Origin of the sequence: Apilactobacillus timberlakei (genome assembly GCF_002993965.1) — a bacterium.
GTDB lineage: Bacteria > Bacillota > Bacilli > Lactobacillales > Lactobacillaceae > Apilactobacillus > Apilactobacillus timberlakei.
In genome coordinates, this window is the sequence record NZ_POST01000004.1 from 126,579 (window position 1) to 146,185 (window position 19,607).

The 19,607-nt window shown below is 31.2% G+C and carries 20 protein-coding genes, 2 tRNA genes and 1 other RNA gene; 16 read left to right on the forward strand and 7 right to left on the reverse strand.

Annotated elements, in window-relative coordinates; all coding sequences use genetic code 11:
* Positions 1-150 precede the first annotated feature (150 nt).
* Together C7N71_RS05940 and C7N71_RS05945 are read left to right on the forward strand one after the other, a co-directional pair.
* A complete protein-coding gene (locus tag C7N71_RS05940) occupies positions 151-333 on the forward strand; it encodes a hypothetical protein (RefSeq protein ID WP_105988201.1) in 183 nt (60 codons plus the stop codon).
* An 83-nt stretch (positions 334-416) separates the two neighbouring features.
* Entirely contained in the window at positions 417-1,262 is an 846-nt protein-coding gene (locus C7N71_RS05945; protein ID WP_105988202.1) for a terminase small subunit, read from the forward strand.
* A 40-nt stretch (positions 1,263-1,302) separates the two neighbouring features.
* Here C7N71_RS05945 and C7N71_RS05950 read toward each other — a convergent pair whose 3' ends face one another.
* Complete coding sequence (locus tag C7N71_RS05950) at positions 1,303-1,614, reverse strand: hypothetical protein (protein WP_105988203.1); 312 nt, start codon at positions 1,612-1,614, stop codon at positions 1,303-1,305.
* Positions 1,615-1,688: 74 nt separating this feature from the next.
* On the opposite strand from C7N71_RS05950, the gene C7N71_RS08080 reads away from it, so the two are divergent.
* A complete protein-coding gene (locus C7N71_RS08080) occupies positions 1,689-1,865 on the forward strand; it encodes a hypothetical protein (RefSeq protein WP_157944368.1) in 177 nt (58 codons plus the stop codon).
* 692 nt (positions 1,866-2,557) lie between these two features.
* Here C7N71_RS08080 and C7N71_RS05955 read toward each other — a convergent pair.
* The 3 genes from C7N71_RS05955 to ssrA all read right to left on the reverse strand — a co-directional run bounded on the left by C7N71_RS05955 (position 2,558) and on the right by ssrA (position 4,626).
* Positions 2,558-2,818, reverse strand: coding sequence for a DUF3781 domain-containing protein (locus C7N71_RS05955; RefSeq protein WP_105988204.1), 261 nt, complete (start codon positions 2,816-2,818; stop codon positions 2,558-2,560).
* A gap of 684 nt (positions 2,819-3,502) precedes the next feature.
* Positions 3,503-3,973 carry a hypothetical protein gene (locus tag C7N71_RS05960; protein ID WP_105988205.1) on the reverse strand — a complete coding sequence of 157 codons (471 nt, stop codon included), beginning with the start codon at positions 3,971-3,973 and terminating at the stop codon, positions 3,503-3,505.
* Between the two features lie 282 nt (positions 3,974-4,255).
* Positions 4,256-4,626: a transfer-messenger RNA gene (gene ssrA / locus C7N71_RS05965) on the reverse strand.
* A gap of 121 nt (positions 4,627-4,747) precedes the next feature.
* On the opposite strand from ssrA, the gene C7N71_RS05970 reads away from it, so the two are divergent.
* Entirely contained in the window at positions 4,748-5,410 is a 663-nt protein-coding gene (locus C7N71_RS05970; protein ID WP_105988206.1) for a C39 family peptidase, read from the forward strand.
* Between the two features lie 46 nt (positions 5,411-5,456).
* Here the strand turns inward: C7N71_RS05970 and C7N71_RS05975 are convergent.
* A tRNA-Glu gene (locus C7N71_RS05975) sits at positions 5,457-5,530 on the reverse strand.
* Between the two features lie 110 nt (positions 5,531-5,640).
* On the opposite strand from C7N71_RS05975, the gene C7N71_RS05980 reads away from it, so the two are divergent.
* From C7N71_RS05980 to C7N71_RS05995, 4 genes are all read left to right on the forward strand, one after another.
* Positions 5,641-5,713 (forward strand) — tRNA-Gln (locus C7N71_RS05980).
* Between the two features lie 240 nt (positions 5,714-5,953).
* Positions 5,954-7,681 carry an ABC transporter ATP-binding protein gene (locus C7N71_RS05985; RefSeq protein WP_105988207.1) on the forward strand — a complete coding sequence of 576 codons (1,728 nt, stop codon included), beginning with the start codon at positions 5,954-5,956 and terminating at the stop codon, positions 7,679-7,681.
* Complete coding sequence (locus C7N71_RS05990) at positions 7,681-9,498, forward strand: ABC transporter ATP-binding protein (protein ID WP_105988208.1); 1,818 nt, start codon at positions 7,681-7,683, stop codon at positions 9,496-9,498. Before C7N71_RS05985 ends, C7N71_RS05990 begins: the two co-directional genes overlap by 1 nt.
* A gap of 123 nt (positions 9,499-9,621) precedes the next feature.
* On the forward strand, positions 9,622-10,635 hold the full coding sequence (locus C7N71_RS05995; RefSeq protein ID WP_105988209.1) for a serine hydrolase domain-containing protein: 1,014 nt from the start codon (positions 9,622-9,624) through the stop codon (positions 10,633-10,635).
* 17 nt (positions 10,636-10,652) lie between these two features.
* On the opposite strand, the gene C7N71_RS06000 is transcribed toward C7N71_RS05995, so the two are convergent.
* Together C7N71_RS06000 and C7N71_RS06005 are read right to left on the reverse strand one after the other, a co-directional pair.
* Positions 10,653-11,363 (reverse strand): type 1 glutamine amidotransferase, encoded by a 711-nt coding sequence (locus C7N71_RS06000; RefSeq protein WP_105988210.1) that lies wholly within the window; start codon positions 11,361-11,363, stop codon positions 10,653-10,655.
* On the reverse strand, positions 11,363-12,712 hold the full coding sequence (locus tag C7N71_RS06005; RefSeq protein ID WP_105988211.1) for a Mur ligase family protein: 1,350 nt from the start codon (positions 12,710-12,712) through the stop codon (positions 11,363-11,365). The genes C7N71_RS06000 and C7N71_RS06005 overlap by 1 nt, the downstream gene beginning before the upstream one ends.
* A 175-nt stretch (positions 12,713-12,887) precedes the next feature.
* Here C7N71_RS06005 and C7N71_RS06010 point away from each other — a divergent pair, with 175 nt between their 5' ends.
* The 8 genes from C7N71_RS06010 to atpE all read left to right on the forward strand — a co-directional run bounded on the left by C7N71_RS06010 (position 12,888) and on the right by atpE (position 19,607).
* Entirely contained in the window at positions 12,888-13,472 is a 585-nt protein-coding gene (locus C7N71_RS06010; RefSeq protein ID WP_105988212.1) for a thymidine kinase, read from the forward strand.
* A gap of 12 nt (positions 13,473-13,484) precedes the next feature.
* Positions 13,485-14,567 carry a peptide chain release factor 1 gene (gene prfA, locus C7N71_RS06015; protein ID WP_105988213.1) on the forward strand — a complete coding sequence of 361 codons (1,083 nt, stop codon included), beginning with the start codon at positions 13,485-13,487 and terminating at the stop codon, positions 14,565-14,567.
* A complete protein-coding gene (prmC, locus tag C7N71_RS06020) occupies positions 14,560-15,402 on the forward strand; it encodes a peptide chain release factor N(5)-glutamine methyltransferase (RefSeq protein WP_105988214.1) in 843 nt (280 codons plus the stop codon). Before prfA ends, prmC begins: the two co-directional genes overlap by 8 nt.
* Before the next feature lie 17 nt (positions 15,403-15,419).
* Positions 15,420-16,442, forward strand: a complete 1,023-nt coding sequence (locus C7N71_RS06025) for an L-threonylcarbamoyladenylate synthase (RefSeq protein WP_105988215.1) — start codon at positions 15,420-15,422, stop codon at positions 16,440-16,442.
* A 79-nt stretch (positions 16,443-16,521) separates the two neighbouring features.
* On the forward strand, positions 16,522-17,763 hold the full coding sequence (gene glyA, locus C7N71_RS06030) for a serine hydroxymethyltransferase (RefSeq protein WP_105988216.1): 1,242 nt from the start codon (positions 16,522-16,524) through the stop codon (positions 17,761-17,763).
* A 20-nt stretch (positions 17,764-17,783) separates the two neighbouring features.
* Positions 17,784-18,416 (forward strand): uracil phosphoribosyltransferase, encoded by a 633-nt coding sequence (gene upp / locus C7N71_RS06035; protein ID WP_105988217.1) that lies wholly within the window; start codon positions 17,784-17,786, stop codon positions 18,414-18,416.
* 232 nt (positions 18,417-18,648) lie between these two features.
* The gene (gene atpB / locus C7N71_RS06040) at positions 18,649-19,365 is read left to right on the forward strand and encodes a F0F1 ATP synthase subunit A (protein WP_105988218.1); all 717 of its coding nucleotides are present in this window, start codon (positions 18,649-18,651) and stop codon (positions 19,363-19,365) included.
* Between the two features lie 29 nt (positions 19,366-19,394).
* Positions 19,395-19,607, forward strand: a complete 213-nt coding sequence (atpE, locus tag C7N71_RS06045) for a F0F1 ATP synthase subunit C (protein ID WP_105957131.1) — start codon at positions 19,395-19,397, stop codon at positions 19,605-19,607.

The following is a 19,607-nucleotide window of genomic DNA, read 5'->3' on the forward strand; positions in this document are numbered from 1 at the left end:
ATTAAAATAAGCGTACCTACCGTACCCAAGGTGTTACAAATGTTGATATAACAGCTAAAATAGCGGGTACACTAGAGCAAAAATAAGTGTACCATTAGTGTACTTAAGCGTACCCAAGTGTACCAAAGTAAAAAAATAGGAGTTATAACAATGGAAAACAACCAAGAAACTACTAAATATATTATTAATGCAAAGACCTATGAAAGTTTAAAGTATATGATGATTGATTTTATGGACGATACACCAGATATTAATGGCTCATGTATTGCTAGAAAATGTGATATTAATGCTTTAATTGATGAGATTGATAAAACACGAGTTAAAACTATGTAGTTAATATATTGGGAGTGCATTACGCTTATTGCGGTGTACTCCTTTTATTATGCTGATTCTAATTAGAAAGGAATATTAAAATAATGAATAAATGGGATAAAATTAAGAATGAATATGAAAATACAGATATATCAATGCGTAAGCTTGCTACTAAATATGATGTAAATTACTCAACATTACGAGTTAAAAAGAATAAAGAACAATGGAACAAAAACGAGAACATTATAAACGGTGTTACCGGTTTAGAAAACAGTGGACTAACAAATAAAGAACAAGAGTTTTGTATTGAGTATTTGAATGATTTTAATGCAACGAGAGCATACAGGGATGTATATAAATGTAAATATCGTACAGCACGTGTAAAGGGGTGTCAGTTGCTTGCAAAAGATAACATTAAGCAAAATATCAATGACTTAAAAAAGTCTATGCAAGGCGAAAAATTGCTTACTACAAGTGATGTTGTTGATAAACTAATTGAGATGTTTTTTATTAATACTAACGAGTATGTTAAATGGGGCAATCGGGATGTTGTTGATGAAGAAACTGGCGAAACTTATAAAAAGTCTTACTTATATTTAAAAGATAGTGAAGAAGTTGATACATCCCTAATAGATGGCGTTAGTTTGGGTGTTAATGGTGCAAGTGTGAAGCCATATAATAAAATGCAGATTGCTAAGTTATTACTTGAATACTTACCACAAGGCAAAACAGGGGATAAGGTTGATCCAGTTGTTAATGCAGTTAGTCAGAGCATGGCAACAAATAAGCAAGATAAGATTAGGATTGAAAATGAATATAAAAAGCGTTTATTAAAGCAATTAGATGGGGCAGATAGTCAACAAATGAGCCAATTAGGTAAACTAATGGATATACTAGAAAACTCCGATACTGACAATGAGCAAGCACATATGAACGATGTAGAAGAATAAAAAAGACAGCCATAATATGTAATTGGCTGTCTTTTATAATTTAAAAATATAAATCAAACATTATTTCATGTTCATTTGAATCTTCATTTAACTTCTTAATTCCAACTAAATATGAATTATTAGTGTCTAAAGAATCTATGTAACTCTTATCAATGTTTTCAAAACATTCATCATAATTTTCAAACATTATCTTTTTAATATGTTTAGCAATTTGATTATTAGTACCATTAATTATGTATTTGAAATCATTATTGATAAATAGATGTAAATTTAAAGTATGTCCAATTGAATTAATATCGTTTGCAATTGGCATTCCTGCACCATATTTTACTAAATTAATATCACAATACATTGTCTCACCTCACTTCCATTTATTGATAAGCAATAAATATAACATGTTACATTTGATAAAGTCAATATCTATTTATGGGGTGTCTCCAAAATTGGCTGAACCCATTAATTAGAGAACGCAAAATTGCGTTTTCATATGGTTGTCAGTTATTTGCCATTGGTTTCCTTAATTTAGGGAAAGCCATTGAGATTAGTGTTTTAAATGGGGTTGCCGAAAAATCGGCTACCTGCATGGGGCTGGCTGAAAATTAAGCCACCGTAATAGCCAAAAAATACGATAACGTTTAAACATTGCTATTATTAGTGTTTAAGTGGGTATCAACATAATTGTTGATACTCTCTTTTTTTATCGTTACGGACTTTTTTGTCCTTTACGTGATAGTTGCAACCATTGCATACATAAAAGTGGGAAAAAGGCAGATGAAATTTAATATAATTGCGTCTCATTTTGCTACGGTATTACCTTATTAACAGTGTTTAGTAGTGAAACTTTATATATTCTTGCAACCATGAATGCAACCTTTGCATACGTAGAAATGTTAAAAATGTCTAGTTAATTAGCAACTGCCTAAAATGGGAATGTGGTAGCTAGGTAGCAAGATACGACCTAGTTTATTATGGATCATTGTATATTTAAGGTGCCACCAAATTGGTGACACCCACATAATTAAATGAATGAGGTACCAAAACAGTCCACCATTGACAGCTGATATCGTGAAGTGCGATAGCAGGTAAATATAAAGTAGGGGGTGCCGAATCGCCACCCGCTGATTATTAAAGAGCTATTTAACTTAAACACTCATATAAAATAAAAAAGCCACTGATAATTAAATCAATAGCTAATAGCCCGACGCAAAATTGCGTCCGTCTTTGTTGTTAACGTTCAATCTAATTTTATGTTTTTTTATTAAAATTGTCTAATTATTCAATTTCACACTTCATTTTTACTTTTTGGTTTTTAAACTATCTGTAGTTATCACTCTAAAATTATTTGCGTTGACAGTAACTCTAATTTGATTATCAAAATTATATACATAATAATTTTTGCCCTTTTTCTCAATTTTAGAAGATGTGAATATAGTTTTTTTGATTAATTTTTCTATGGATTCATTTGATAAATTAATTTTTAGTTTCTTTGATATTCTTATATAGACTAATTTTGTATAACAAATATTTTTAGCTATTTTTAACTTTAATTCTTTCAAAGTGTACCTCTCAATTATAAAATCTATTATATTACTTTACGACTACTTTAATTATGCACCGATAAATACATTAAAGGTATTTGTTTATAATTTTTATATTGTCCGACGCAAAATTGCGTCCGTTGCTTGTTTCCGAAATATCGGAGTCACGTTTATAGGTTTAACGCTAATATGCTGAAAACCCAAAAATGGTTTTTCACAAAAGTGAGAATAACTTAACACTTTGATATTAGTAAATGACAAAATAATCAATCACGATAACCAGCTCATAATTGAGCCCGAACCATTATTGGTTTGGTCGACCCTAAAGCAGAGCAATCTAATTATAATAACGCTTAGGGCTTATATATTTAGTTTTCCCAAAATTTGATAATCAGACAACCACGCACTTTTGAGAATCCTAAATTAGGACTATCACGGGGGTATGCGCAAAATTGAGCAGACCTATTTAAGCAATGATCTAACGATTAGTTCATATTGACCTAATGGAGTTATGAGAGCTCATAATTGAGCTTTGAAATTGTTTATAATTGGCTTCTCAAATTACTGGAGAAGCGTATTTAGGTGCCTTAAATTAGGGATAATAAAAGATAATGAATGGTTTAATTTAGGTGCTCCATTTTGGAGCAATTAAGCAGTTACAAGGTTATAAGCTTATATATACGTGTTTCACATTTTTGTTAATTACGATAACCATTTTAAATTATTGTGATCCATTTTATAGTCCATTGAGCATACTAAAGCGAAGTTATCTATACTTAAAGCATTTATACTATTATTTAATATTGTTTTATATAAGTCCTTTGTATTTTCATGTTTATTAGCGATTCCATGAGTTATACTTTTTATACCTTTTGAATATTCTTTTTTATTGAATGAATCATCTAAGGTATTAATACTACTCAGATAGGTGTAGTTAATTCTAGAAAACTCATTAAGAATTAGAACTTTTGTAAAGGTTTTAACTTTCATGAAGCGATTACCAGCTTTTAAGCTTATAGCCATTACTTTATGTTTCTTTGAGTAATTCTCACATTTTTTAACATCTTCTATAATATCTTTTAAGTTTTTGGGTATTTTAATACTAATGTGTTCTCTGTTATCAAAGTGTACATATATAGTTGATACTGGTTTAAGTTCTGCTGTTGTATTCAAATTATCATCCTTTGATTTAGATTTATTTATTATTTAAATTATATATCAATAAAATAGGAAGTAAAAATAAAAAAGCCACCCAAAAGAGTAGCTTAGTCATCCCGTCCCACACGACAATAATTATTAATATTTATGTTGTTTCTATACTGTTATTTTTACTGTCATACTGTCATGGATACTGTCATTAAATTATACGTAATTATCTTATATTTTATATTAAAACAAAGAAAAAGCCCGCTGTTACGGTAAATTTAAAACCAATAACAACGAGCTTTTTATATCTAATGGAGTCGGCGGGATTTGAACCCGCGTCCGAGCATATCGCCATTCGAATTTCTACGCTCATAGGAGTATTATTTAAATTTCACTAATCAAAACGCCATACACCAAGGCTATCATGATTAGCTAACCTGATTAATCTCTTCTATCAACTTCAGGTGGGAGTTGAATAGCGTAACCTATTTCATATAAAACCCAATGTTAACCCATAGGCAAAGCTAAATCGGATTGCTACAAAGTTACTTATTAAGCAACTGCAGCTAAGTTTGAATTATTGTTTGCAGTTATAATTTAAAACTGGACGGTTTTGCGTAGACGCCGCTACGTAACGCCATTCGAATTCGAACTATACCCGTCGAATCCATAACGACCCCAATACTTACATAATCTATTTTATCATAATATGGCATTGTGTAAAACATTTATAATTCTTAGCATAAAATATTAATAAAACTACCTAATTATTGTTATAATTATTATATTGAAGGTGAATTAATGAAAGCAAATGCAATCGCAAGTGAAAGAATAAATCCTTTCTACGTGAGGTTGAAACATCTCAAAATGGAAAAATGGTACGTTAATGCAATGCAAGAATCTAGAAGTAAACGTTGTCCATTTTCCAAGGAAAATAATTATAATAAGTTAGAAATAGATAAAATAGGATTTTATAAAAAACAACTATGGTTTCATTTTTGTGGAGTGGTCAATGAAGGTTGGGTACCTCATAAGTTTGTTCGGAAAAATTATCGGTTACTGAAATTACATTTTAAAGTGGATCATCAATATGATAATGCTATTGTTGCTGCACAAAATTTATTATCATATTCGGGATATGATTTATCTATTGATAATGTAATTAAATTTATTGAAGATAAGCATTCATATGTTCCTAATGATTTCTTTAGATTGTTTATTAATAACAAGGGTTCGTTTAAAATACTCAATAATAAATCATATCGTCGAATTAGGGGACAATTGTTAAGAAATCGGCCAGTCGTAATGTGGTTAGACAATAATGAACATTGCGTAATCTTAATTGGGTTTAATCGTAAAGTCTTTTTTTATAAAGATGCACATGATGGATTAAATAAAACAATTACTGTTAGTCAACTTACTCATAGATGGAAAAAGAGTGGGTATTTAGCATTTAGTTACTAACGATAATAAAAAGACAAGTCATTAATGACTTGTCTTTTTATTATGATCACCCGCATGGGTCTCGAACCCATAACTCCGCCTTGAGAGGGCGACGTCTTAAACCAGTTTGACCAGCGGGCAATAAATATTAACAATAATCATGTTACTTTAAAATAATTAAATTGTCAATCTATTAATAATGTTGACAGTTTTATCACATAAGTTTAACATTAATAAATGTAATATATTTTTGGGTATTCGCCAAATTGGTAAGGCAGCGGACTCTGAATCCGCAATCTACTGGTTCGAGCCCAGTATACCCAATCATTAAACGTCGCAGGATGCGACGTTTTTTTATTTGATTGTTTTTTGTTATTGATAGAAGATTATTTAATTTAAATTTTAATTAATAAATATTAGAATAATACTAACTATACTTGAATTATGTAAACGTTTGCCTTTTTTGAACAAGTACTATGCTTTTAAATTATTTTTATAAAGTATATAATTATCATTTGCATTTTTCAATATTTATAAATAATTAAAGAAGGAGTGAGTATTAACTTGATAAGATTAGCTAAAAAATATTTAGTTTGGAGTGCAGTCTTAGCGGCTGTATTATTTTTAGTGGTTCAAGTATCTTGCGATTTATATTTGCCAACTGTTACGTCCAACCTAATTAATAATGGGGTAGCTAAAAATAACGTTCCTTACATCTGGAGTGAAGGATTCAAAATGTTATTTGTTACCTTTATTGGTGTAGTTGCTGCTGGCGGAAACATTTATTTTGCAGCAACTCAATCCCAAAAAATGGGTAAAAAAATTCGTTCAGCAATGTATCGTAAAATAATGTATTTATCTGATCAAGACTTAGATAAATTTGGTGATGCTTCATTAATTACTAGAAATACTAATGACGTTGTTCAAATTCAAAACGTAATGATTCAGGTTTTAAGAATGATGATTATGTCGCCAATTATGTTAATTGGTGCAATGTCATTGGCATTCTTTAAAAGTCCTCGATTAACCATTGTTTTCTTTGCTGCATTAGTTGTGCTAGCAATTGTAGTTGCTATTATTATGTCATTTGCTGGCCCTATGTTTAAAAAATTGCAAGGACAAACTGATAAATTAAATTTAGTGTTTAGAGAAGGATTAACTGGTGTCAGGGTAATCAGAGCTTTTAATCGTGATGATTACGAACAAAATCGTTTTGATAAATATAATACTAAATATGCTAGTACCGGAATTCGTGTATTCATGCTTGTTTCTCTAATGTTCCCGTTGATGACTTTTATTTTAAGTGGAACTAATGTTGGAATTGTGTGGTTTGGTTCCAAAATGATTGTTAATAATGGATTAGATGTTGGTAATTTAGTGGCATTTATGACTTACGCTACTCAAATCTTAATTAGTTTTATGATGCTATCGTTCTTATTTGTTTTTATTCCTAGAGCGCAAGCTTCTGCTTCACGTATTAATGAAGTGTTCGATGTTAAAAATTCAATCAATGATCCTAAGAATCCTAATAAGATTGAAAAGGATAATAATACTTTAAGTTTTGACCATGTTGATTTTAAATATCAGGATTCCAAAAATCTATCACTAAAGGACATTAACTTTTTAGCCAAAGCAGGTCAAACGGTTGCTGTAATTGGTGAAACTGGTTCTGGTAAATCTAGTTTAATTGATTTAATTCCAAGATTATACGATGTTACTTCTGGTGCTATTAAAATCAATGGTATTAATATTCAAGATATCTCTCAAAGTAATCTTCATTCTTTGATTTCTTTAACTCAACAAAAAGCAGTTTTGTTTACTGGTACTGTTAAAGAAAATATGCAATATGGTAATGAAAATGCAACTGATGAAGAAATATGGCATGCATTAGACTTAGCCAAGGCTTCTGACTTTATTAAAGAAGAGGGAGGCTTAAATGCTAAGGTTGAACAAAATGGTGAAAACTTTTCTGGCGGGCAAAAGCAACGTTTAGCAATCGCTAGAACCATTTTAAAAGATGCTGCTATTTATATATTTGATGATTCATTTTCAGCACTAGATTTTAAAACTGATGCTGAATTAAGACAGGGGTTAAATAAAGACGATAAGATTAAAAATGCAATTACTGTGATTGTTGCACAAAGAATTTCTACAGTTGCTGATGCTGACTTGATTTTAGTACTAAACAATGGAGAATTAGTTGGCGCTGGAACTCATAAAGAATTATCTAAGGATAATCCATATTATAAAGTTATTTTAGATTCTCAAATCAAGAAGGGAGGATCCAAATAATGGAAAATAACAATAAAAAACGTGCCGAAAACTTTTGGGGTTCTACTTGGCGGTTAATAACATACGTTAAACCTTGGTTAATTGGGATTATATTTACTTTAATCATGGCAGTTGTTGCAACAGTTTTGCAGATTGTTACTCCCAAAATTTTAGGTGAAGCTACTACTGAAATTTATAAAGGGATTATGAAGGCCTTTGAAATGAAAAAAGCTGGGCTACATGTTGGAAGTATTCCAATTGATTTTGGTGCAGTTGGTCATATTTTACTAGTAGTGGGATTGCTATATGTTGCTGCTGCTTTATTTAATATGGGACAACAATTTATTATGACTTACATTTCTCAAAAGGTCGTTTATCAATTAAGAAAAGATATGAAGTCTAAGTTAAAACGCTTACCAATTTCATATTACGATACTCATGCTAATGGGGATGTTATGTCTACAATGATTAACGATATGGATAATATTTCCACAATGTTGCAAACTAATTTAACCCAATTAATTACAAGTGTCTTGTTATTCTTTGGAGTGCTTTACATGATGACAACCATTAGTTGGTCTTTAACTTTAGTAGCTTTATGTACATTTCCACTAATTGCAGTTATTGTAGGAGTGGTTACTCCTCGTTCACAAAGATTCTTTAGTAAACAACAAAAACATTTAGGTCAAGTAAATAGTCAAGTTGAAGAAAACTTTGCTGGCCGTAACATCATTAAAACTTTTAATCGTGAAGAAGAAACTATTCAACAATTTGAAAAAGAAAATGATAAATATTATAAATCTGCTTGGAAAGCTCAATTTGTTTCAAGTTTCATGTTTCCATTGATGAATTTTGTTAAGAACTTAAATTATGTATTTGTTGCAGTCTTTGGTGGAATCAAGGTTGCTGCTGGAACCATTGCTTTAGGTAATGTTCAAGCATTTCTACAATATGTAAATATGTTTAATCAACCTATAACTAATTTGGCTAATTTAACTAATACTATTCAGTCAACAATTGCTTCTGCTGAACGTATTTTTAAAATTCTTGATGAACCTGAAATGCAGGATCAAACTGTTAATAAAAATGTTGAAGATACTAATGATGAAATAACTTTTGAAAATGTTGACTTTAGATATTTACCTGACACACCATTAATTCAAGATTTTAATTTACATGTTAAACAAGGTACTACGGTTGCAATTGTTGGACCAACTGGTGCTGGTAAAACCACTATTATTAATTTGCTTGAGAGATTTTATGATATTGATTCTGGTTCTATTAAATTTAAAGGTAAGGATACAAGAGACTTTAGTAAACCAGAACTGCGTTCACATATTTCAATGGTACTTCAAGATAGCTGGTTATTTACTGGAACGGTTCTTGATAATATTAAGTATGGAAATGCTAATGCAACTGATGAAGATGCCTACAATGCAGCCAAAGAGGCACAAGCGGATGGCTTTATTCAAAACCTTCCAGATGGTTATAACACTGTTTTGAATGAAAATGCTACTAATATTTCACAAGGTCAACGTCAATTGATTACTATTGCCCGTGCTTTTGTTGCTGATCCGGAAGTCCTTATTTTAGATGAAGCAACTAGTTCAGTTGATACTAAGACGGAATCTTTGATTCAACAAGCAATGGATAATTTAATACAAGGACGTACTAGTTTCGTAGTTGCACACCGTTTATCTACAATTCAAAATGCTGAAAAAATTATTGTAATGGATCATGGACAAATCATTGAAACTGGTGATCATAATTCATTGATGAAACAAAATGGTTTTTACGCTGACTTGTATAATTCTCAATTTATAGGTAATAATTTATAAATTAAGCATTTAAAATAAAATCAAGTTATAATGTAATTAAATAAAACACTTTCGATAAATCATTAGTTTATGATGTAAGTTCGAAAGTGTTTTTTATATGAAATAATAAATCAGGTGAAAATTATGGATTATCCAAAAACAATTGAAATGGTAAATAGGCTAGTTGATGATGGGGTTGTTCCTGGAGTTAATTATGCCTTTATTGATGGCAATAAAGTAGAAAGGTATTTGATTGGTAACAGTGAATTAATACCTAAAAAAATAAAATTAAAAGATAATTTAATATATGATATGGCATCACTTACCAAAGTTGTTGGCACCACAATGGTAATTTTAAAATTGGTTGATAATAACCAACTTAATATGGAAGATTCTATTAGCAAATACCTACCTCAATGGAGATATCCAAAGGTAACTGTGCGAAACTTAATTACCCATACTTCTGGAATTGAAGGATATATTAATAATCGAAATAACTTAAATCATGATGATCTGATTAAGGCATTACTTAATTTAAAAGCAGGTAAAGGTTTGAATCATGAAATGCACTATGCTGATGTTAATTTTATTTTCTTAGGTTTAATTGCTAAGCAAATTACAGGAAAATCAATTCATGATTTAATTACTGAATGGGTATTAAAACCATTACACATGCATAATAGTTCTTTTGCTCCCAAAGATAAGGACAAATGTGTTCCCACAGTTTATGATGAGAAAAAAGGTTTATTACAAGGTTCAGTTCATGATCCTAAAGCACAAATATTAGGCACAGATTGTGGATCAGCTGGACTCTTTAGCAATATGGATGATTTAATTAAATTTGTGCATGCTATTTTATATCCTGATGACAATCCAATTATTTCATCAGCATTAGTAAAACAATTTTATGATGATCAAACTTACTCTCATGCTTTAGGACGTAGTTATGGATTCGAATTGATTCACTATCATGGAATGAAATTTATTTGGCAATCTGGATATACAGGAACCTTTATTGTTATAATTCCAAAATTAAAACGAGCAATGATTTTTTTGTCAAATCGTGTTCATCCTAAAGCACCTAATGAATACTATATTGAAAGAAGAAAGCCTTTAATTGAAACATACTTAGATGAAAATAAAAAAGCTTGGAAATAGTTTCCAAGCTTTTTTGATTAATAAGATTTTTCAACATCCATTTGTTCTAGTTTTGAAAAGTCATCATTAGGGTAACGTCTTTTTAATGCTTTAATTAAAATGTGTTTAGCAATAATATTGTTTCTAGCTAAAATTGGTCCATGAAAGTAGGTACAATAAACATTTTTGTAAATGGCACCTTCAGCTTTATCTTGACCATTATTACCATATCCCTTTTCAACATCACCTAAAGGACGTTCTCCTTTGCCAGTGTAAGTTACACCTTGATGATTTTCGAATCCATGGTATTGTTCACCAGTTTCTTCGTTTTTAATTAAAATGTTACCAATGAAACGATTATCATGTTGTTGTTCTGTGTAGTGGTCTAATACACCAATCCCAGGAATTTTATCTCCGTTAGCATCAATATAATATTTACCTAGTAGTTGAAAACCACCACAGATTGCTAATAGACACCCATCTGTTTCAATAAATTTTTTGATTTCATCTTTTTTGGTTTGGATATCTTTTGAAACGATAGTTTGTTCAAAATCTTGGCCACCACCAAATACAGCAATATCATAATCATTTGCTTTAAAATCTTCATCTAAGCTGACCACATTAGATTGCACATCAATACCCATTTTTTTACCATAATATTGTAAAACTAAAATATTACCTAAATCACCATAAGTATTCATTAAATCACCGTATAGATGAGCAATATTTAGTGTATATTTATTTGCCATTATTCAATGCCTCCCTTAATGTATCCTTTTTCTGCAAAATCTTTTCTTAATTGCATCATAGCAGTATAAGTAGCCAAAATGTACACCTTATTTGTCGGTAAATCAGGAATATCATTTACTATTTTTTCTAAATTTGGTTCAACATCATGAATGTTTTCATCAACACCAGCTACCTTTAGTCTGAAAGTGATATCTCGATATCTTTCTCCACCAGTAATATATTTTTTTATTGGCATATTCTTTAAACGTTCAAATTCGCCATCCCAAATCCAACTAGTGTCAATTCCATCAGCATAGTTGGCATTTAATAAGCCAATAAATGAGAAATCTTCTTTTTCTTTTGAAATCATATCGATAACTTGATTTAAGCCAACTGGATTTTTTACTAAAATTAAAGTTACATCTTTACCTTCAACATTAATTTGTTCTTGGCGACCAAAGACTCTGTCATTAGACTGAAAAGCTTCAGCAGCTTTTTCAGGCTTAATTCCTAAAAAGCGACCGACTGAATATGCAGCTATTGCATTATAAATGTTATAAACGCCACCAATACCGATTGATAATTCTTGCCCATCAACAGTAAATGATGATGAATTAGGGGTTAATTGACCTAGTTTTGTTAATTCATGACTTAAAATTGGACGCTTAAAACCACAATGAGGACAGAAATAATTACCTAAGTTAGCATAACTAATATAATGATAGTGCAAAATATTTTCACAGACTGGACATAAAATACCATCAGTATTAGGTTCTGCCTTCATATCCTTTTCATCATTATGATTTTTAAATCCGTAATATATTTTAGGATTAGGTAAATCTACAGAGTTAAAGATAGGTGCATCACCATTGGCGATAATAGTAGCTTTAGGTGCTAATTTAACACCATCAATAATCTTTTTGTAAGTAGTATAGATTTCACCATAGCGATCCATTTGATCACGAAAAATATTGGTAAATACAAATGCAACTGGTTTAATATACTTAGTTAATTTAACTACATTTGCTTCATCTACTTCTAAAACTGCAAGTGGACGTTTATTCTTATTATTTTTGGCTTTTAAAAAGGTAGTAACTAATCCTTGTTCCATGTTAGATCCAGAAGGATTGGTTAATACATTATCGTATTTTGTTTTTAAAACTTGGACAGTAAGGGCAGTTGTTAAAGTCTTACCATTAGTACCAGTAATAACAACTACATCGTAGTTTTTTCCTAAATGTTTTAAGATAGCAGGATCAATCTTAGTAGTTATTTTACCTGGTAATGAACTTCCACCATTCATGAAAGTATGTAAGAACCAGTATGATGATTTTCCAGCAATAGTTGCTAGTTCGCTTCTAAGTGACATTGTGAATGCGCTCCTTATTGATATAATATTCAAAATTTTATCACACTTTACTATTATAGACCGTAAAAGTGCACATAAGTATGTCAATTTTATTAACTTTATTTCATACTATCGAAATTAGTCTGTAAATCAGCTATAATAATAATGAAAATAAAAAGAGAAAGCGAGTTGTACCATGGCTCAACTATATTATCGTTATGGAGCAATGAATAGTGGTAAAACTATTGAAATTATTAAAGTTGCTCATAATTATGAGGAACAAGGTAAATCAGTAATTATTATGACTAGTGCTCTAGATACCAGAGAAGAAAGAGGAACTGTTTCTTCAAGAGTAGGTTTAAGTAGAAGTGCACATGTAATTGATACTCAATCTGACTGTTTTGAAATGGTAAAACAAATTAATCCAGACGCCAGTTGTATTTTAGTTGATGAAGCACAGTTTCTAAGTAGAGCAAATGTACTACAATTTGCTAAGATTGTTGATGAACTGAATATCCCAGTAATTGCTTTCGGATTAAAAAATGATTTTCAAAATAAATTATTTGAAGGTTCTGAAAACTTACTCCTTTATGCAGATAAAATCGAAGAAATGAAAACAATTTGTTGGTTCTGTGGTAGAAAAGCCATTATGAATTTGCGCTTTCATGATTCTAAGCCAGTTTATGAAGGTGAGCAAATTCAAGTTGGTGGTAATGAATCATACTACCCAGTTTGTCGTAAACATTACTTCAACCCACCATTAGATTTAATCGGAAAGTGAGGACTTTAATTTATGGATGAAATATTTGAAAAGTTACAAGCGGTTGTTGACCGTTATGATGAATTAAATGAATTAATTAGTGATCCAGAAGTGATTGCTGATACAAAACGTTTTATGGCTTTATCTAAGGAAGAAGGTAGTCTTCGTGATATTGTTAGTGAATTTAATAAATATAAAAATATTACTGCTCAATTAGATGAAGATAAAGAAATGCTATCTGAAAAGTTAGACGATGATATGAACGAAATGGTTAAAGGAGAAATTAGTGAACTTGAACCACAAAAATCAGAATTAGAAGAAAAAATGAAAATCATGTTATTACCTAAAGATCCTAATGATGATAAAAATATTATTATGGAAATTCATGGTGCAGCTGGTGGTGACGAAGGTAGCTTATTTGCTGCTGATTTATACGATATGTATATTCGTTATGCTGAAAAGCAAGGTTGGAAAACTTCTATTATTGATCAAAGTGATACTGAAGTAGGTGGTTTTAAAGAAATTGCCATTATGATTCAAGGTGAAAAAGTTTACTCTAAACTTAAATTTGAAAACGGAGCTCATCGTGTACAACGTGTGCCTGCAACTGAATCAGCTGGTCGTATTCATACTTCAACTGCTACTGTTGGCGTTATGCCTGAAGCTGAAGATGTTGACATTGATATTGATCCTAAAGATATTAAAACTGATGTTTATCGTGCTTCTGGTGCTGGTGGACAACATGTTAACAAGACTTCATCTGCAGTTAGAATGACTCATTTGCCTACTGGAATTGTAGTTGCTATGCAAGATGAACGTTCACAACAACAAAACCGTGCAAAAGCAATGCAAGTTTTAAAAGCTCGTGTTTATGACTATTACCAACAACAAGAAGAAGATAAATATGATTCCGAAAGAAAGGCTGCCATTGGTACTGGTGATCGTTCCGAAAGAATTAGAACTTATAATTATCCACAAAATCGTGTAACTGATCATCGTATTGGTTTAACTTTAAATAAGTTAGATAAAGTGATGAATGGAGATTTGGACGAAATTATTGATGCCTTAATTGTTTCTGACCAAGCTAAGAAGTTGGAGCAGTTAAAGAATGAATAAGATGACATATTTTGAAGCCCAAAAAAGGGCTTCTTTGTGTATAGAGGATAAAAATTTGGATAAAGGAATTGCCAAATTTTTGATGATGGAAAGATTTAATTTAGATACTACTCACTTATTACTTCATTATCGTGATGAAATGAACGAAAATGATTTAAAACAATATTTTGATGACGTTAATAAATATATTGAGGGATATCCTCCACAATATATTATTGGTAAAGCTAACTTCTTCGGACATACATTTTATGTGGATAGTAATGTTTTAATTCCACGCCCAGAAACAGAAGAATTAGTCGAGTGGGTACTATCTGACTATTCTGCCAAATATAGATTAAATATTTTAGATATGGGTACTGGTAGTGGTGCAATAGCAATTTCATTAAAAATGGAAAACAATAATTGGAATGTTGATGCTGCTGATATATCAAATGATGCTTTATCAGTTGCTAAAAAAAATGCTAAAACTAACAAAGTTGATGTAAAATTTATTAGTAGTGACTTATTTGAAAATATTAATCAAGATTATGATGTAATAATAAGTAATCCTCCATATGTAGCAGATGATGAGCTTAAGTATATGGATGCTAGTGTTATTAAATATGAACCAAGTGAAGCATTATTTGCTAAAAATCATGGCTTATTTATATATGAAAGAATTGCTAGTTATATTCAGTCTATTTCTTTTCATCATCATGGTGATTTATATCTAGAAATAGGCTTTAAGCAAAAATCAGCAGTTGTTGATATTTTTAATAGAAAACTGCCAAATGCTTTGATTACTACTAGGAATGATTTTTATGGTAATCCTAGGATGGTAAAAGTCAGATATTAAAAGGAAAGTGATAAATTATGGATACAAATATTTATACTAAAAAAGATTTAAAGCTTGCTGCTAAGGATATTAATGATGGTCAGTTAGTATCATTTCCAACAGAAACTGTTTATGGGTTAGGTGCAGATGCCACCAATGAAAAAGCAGTTAAAGCAGTTTATGCTGCTAAAGGTCGACCAAGTGATAATCCTTTAATTGTGCATGTGGACGGACCAGATATGGTTAAACAATATGCTCAACCATTATTACCAGAAGCACAAAGTTTGTTAGATACTTTTTGGCCAGGACCATTAACGATTATTTTTAAGTTAAAACCTAATGTTTTATCTAAAGCAGTTACAGGGGGATTAGATACAGCTGCTTTTAGGAACCCTAATAATGATGTGACATTATCATTAATTAGAGAGGCTGGAGTGCCAATTGTAGGGCCTTCAGCTAATACTTCTGGTAAACCCAGTCCAACTAAGGCAGAACATGTTTATCATGACTTAAAGGGTAAAATTGCAGGAATCTTAGATGATGGTGAATCTAAATATGGGGTTGAGTCTACTGTTTTAGATATGTCTACTGACAAGCCAGCTATTCTTAGACCAGGTGCAATTACTGCTGATCAAATTTCTAAAGTAATTAATAAGCCAGTGTTGGATCAAAGAACTAAAGTGGCAGATGATCAAGTTCCTAAAGCTCCTGGTATGAAATATAAGCATTATGCACCTAATGCTCAAGTCTATATTGTTGATGATGAAGATGAATGGCAAGAAGCAGTTGATTGGGCTGCCAAACAAGACCATCCAGTTGGTATTATGGCAGATAATCATAATATTAATGGGTATGATTGGTCAGATAATGTTGAAACTTTTAGTTTAGGCGATAATGTTAATTCTGCTAGTCATTTATTATTTGCTGGATTAAGGCATTTTGATAATGAGCCAGAAGTTAAATCAATCTTGACCCAGGCTTTCTCATCTTACGGAATTGGTGAAGCTTATATGAATAGATTAAATAAATCAGCGGGTCAAGTTCATTTTCATTTAAGATAAAGATGCATTTTTATTATTTATAATTTATACTTTAGATGTAACTTATATTTAGTAACCTATATTTGGAGGAGAGAACGCCATGAATTATGATTATGTAAATGTAGATAAAGAATTGTGGAATGCAATCCATGATGAAAAAGATAGACAGGAACATACTATTGAACTGATTGCCTCTGAAAACATTGCTTCAAATGCTGTGATGGCAGCTCAAGGTTCGGTATTAACTAATAAGTATGCTGAAGGTTATCCAGGTAAGAGATATTACGGGGGTTGTGAATTCGTTGATGTTTCTGAAAGTTTAGCAATTGATCGTGCTAAAAGATTGTTTGGTGCTGAATATGTAAATGTGCAACCACATTCAGGTTCGCAAGCTAATCAAGCTGCGTATGCTGCATTTTTAAAACCTGGTGATAAAATCTTAGGAATGGATTTAAACGCCGGCGGTCATTTAACTCATGGTGCTAAAGTTAACTTTTCTGGAAAAATTTATAAATCATATTCTTATGGATTAGATGCTAAAACAGAAGAACTAAACTATGATGCTATATTAGAAGAAGCTAAGGAAATTAAGCCACAACTAATCGTTGCCGGTGCTTCTGCATATAGTAGAATTATTGATTGGAATAAATTTAGAGAAATCGCTGATGCAGTTGGGGCATATTTAATGGTAGATATGGCTCACATTGCTGGTTTAGTTGCAACTGGATTACATCCTAGCCCAATTGGCATTGCTGATGTTGTGACAACCACCACTCATAAAACTTTAAGAGGCCCTCGTGGTGGGATGATCTTATCACAAGCAAAATATGCTAAAAAAATAAATTCTTCATTGTTCCCTGGTACTCAAGGTGGTCCTTTAGAACATGTTATTGCTGGTAAAGCAGCTTGTTTCTTTGAAGACTTGCAACCATCTTTTAAAACTTATTGTGAACAAGTGATTAAAAATGCTAAAGCAATGGCTGATGAATTTAAAAACTCTCCAAATATTAAAGTAGTTTCAGGTGGAACTGATAATCATTTAATGGTCTTAGATTTAACTAATACGCAATTAAATGGTAAGGAAACTCAAGCATTATTAGATACATTAAAAATTACAACTAACAAGGAAGCTATTCCTGATGAACAATTAAGTCCATTTGTTACTAGTGGATTAAGATTAGGGACTCCAGCAATTACTTCTCGTGGCTTTAATGAAGAGGATTCAAGAGAAGTGGCTAGATTAATATCTAAAGCAATTGAAAATCATGATGATTCTTCTGTATTAGATGAAGTTAAAGAACAGGTACGTTTGTTAACAAGTAAACATCCAATTTTCAAATAGAAAAAGAGGTATTATATTAGATGGGTAATTTTGAAGTTATGAATCATCCTTTGATTCAACATAAATTAACAATTATTAGAAACAAGGATTGTGGAACTCGTGAATTTCGTGAAGTCGTCAATGAAATTGCTACATTATTAGCATTTGAAGTGTCTCGTGATATGCCACTAGAAGATATTGATGTTCAAACTCCAGAAGGGGTTGCACATGCAAAGCATTTGACTGGCAAAAAAGTAGCAGTTGTTCCAATTCTAAGAGCAGGTATTGGAATGGTTGATGGAATCTTAAACTTGATTCCTGCCGCCAAAGTTGGCCATATTGGAATGTATCGTGATGAAAAGACATTTGAACCTCACGAATATTTTGTAAAGCTACCTAATGATATTGATAAAAGACAAATTTTTGTTGTTGATCCCATGTTAGCTACCGGTGGTTCTGCAATTATGGCAGTAGATGCTTTAGTTAAAAGAGGCGTTCCTGAATCTAATATTAAGTTTGTTTGTTTAGTTGCTGCTCCAGAAGGAGTTAAAGCCTTGCAAAAAGTTCATCCTAATATTGATATTTATTCAGCTGCACTGGATGACCATTTAGAAAATGGTTATATTGTTCCCGGATTAGGGGATGCTGGTGATAGATTATTTGGAACTAAGTAATTGTGATAAGGGGTTACTGTTTTTGCAGTAACTTCCTTTTTTGTATATAATAATCAACAATTAATATACATATTTTATTTTAGCTATGTTTATTGATTTTTTGTTTTGAAATAACCATAGAATGGTGGTAAGATTTTAATGTATTTTATAATAAAATACATCATCTTAGAATTCATACTTACATCGTTTTGTTTAATGATGTATAGTAAGCTAAGAAAAGGGGTGATATTCTGTGAATGAACCTGTTTCCACTTTTAAGCTTTTTGGTTTAACCTTTGATATTGGTAACATGGTTTCTTTAGTCGTAGTTGCTGCAATCGTATTTTTCTTTATATTTGCTTTATCTAGAAAATTACAAATTCAACCTACCAAGAAACAAAATGTTCTAGAAATGATAGTTGAGTATACAAATGGATTATCTACAAACTCGCTTTCCGCAAAGAACGCTAAGCCTTATGGATTATATGCATTTGTTTTATTCGTATTCTTATTTATTTCTAATCAATTAGGATTATTCCTAGAAGTTGCTTATAATGGGGTTACTTATGTAAAAAGTCCCACTTCCAATCCGGTTGTCACTATGACATTGGCTGTAATGGCTTTGGGTCTGGCTCATTTTGCAGGAGTTTCAAAATTAGGTTTTAAAGGGTACTTCTCAAGTACATATTTAAAACCATTTAAGTTATGGTTACCACTGAATATCTTCGAAGAGTTTGCGAACTTTCTAACTCTTGGCTTGCGTCTATTTGGTAATATATTCGCAGGTGAATTACTACTTGGAATGGTTAGCAACTTAGTTGTTACTCACGGAGTAGTAATGGTTATTCCTGGATTCATTTTAGGAATGGCATGGGTTGGTTTTTCAATCTTTATCGGAACTATTCAATCATTAGTTTTCGTAATCTTAACTTTCGTTTACATTTCTCAAAAGATTCAACCTGAGGAATAATTTTTTCTATTTTTAAGGAGGATTTTATCATGGGAGCAATTGCTGCTGGTATTGCCGTAGCCGGTTCTGCTATTGGTGCAGGTATTGGTAATGGTGTTGTTATTTCTAAGTATCTAGAAGGAATGGTTAGACAACCAGAAATGACTGGTCAATTAAGAACTAACATGTTTATTGGTGTTGGTTTGGTCGAAGGTTTGCCAATCATTACCTTAGTTATGGCATTTATCTTAATGAACAAGTAA